We start from the raw sequence: 563 nt of genomic DNA, 5'->3' as shown, positions 1-563 counted from the left end.
TGCCTGATAGGCGGGGTTGATGCTGAACGCCTCGGACTCCCGTCCGCGATCTGGGGCCAGCAGGTCCCAGTGCGCGGCGGTGATGCGGAACCAGCCCGTGTCGGCGGTGTCGTACCGCACCGACGTGGACGAGTCATCGACAGCGACCTGAGTTGCTGTGACGCCACGCCCCCGCGAGGTGATGCGGTCGGCGACCACCACGGACACCAACACGGCGAGGGCGTCACTGTCGAGCGCCTCGAGGGGGCCGAGGCGGTCAGCGATCATGCGTTCAACCACCGCGATCCACCGCTGAACGAGGACTGTCTCATCGCCACCGAGGCTCGCCCTGCGGGCGGCGATGCGGACGTCCTCGACGGTGGTCACTCCGACCGGCCCCGCGTGGCAGGCTTCGGCTTCGACGGGGCCGGGTCGTCGGCGGCCAGCAGATGGTCGCCGATCATCCCCTCAGCCCAGTCAGGTACCGCGTCGCCACTGCGGAGCGCCACCGGCTGGCAATAGCCCGGGTGGCGCCCCACGGTGGTAGCGATTAGAGCGCTCATCACAGCACCAACACCGCCAAA

Annotated in this window: 2 protein-coding genes; both read right to left on the bottom strand. The window is 69.3% G+C overall.

What is annotated here, in order from left to right:
* A partial coding sequence (locus tag RMT89_RS40790) for a hypothetical protein (protein WP_315888805.1) occupies positions 1-366 on the bottom strand: 366 nt, incomplete at its 3' end.
* On the bottom strand, positions 363-563 hold a 201-nt coding region (locus RMT89_RS40785), incomplete at its 5' end, for a hypothetical protein (RefSeq protein ID WP_315888804.1). The genes RMT89_RS40790 and RMT89_RS40785, both read right to left, overlap by 4 nt.

The sequence above is a fragment of the Streptomyces sp. P17 genome, from assembly GCF_032436805.1.
Classification (GTDB): domain Bacteria; phylum Actinomycetota; class Actinomycetes; order Streptomycetales; family Streptomycetaceae; genus Streptomyces.
This window is presented reverse-complemented; position numbering and strand designations above follow the sequence as displayed.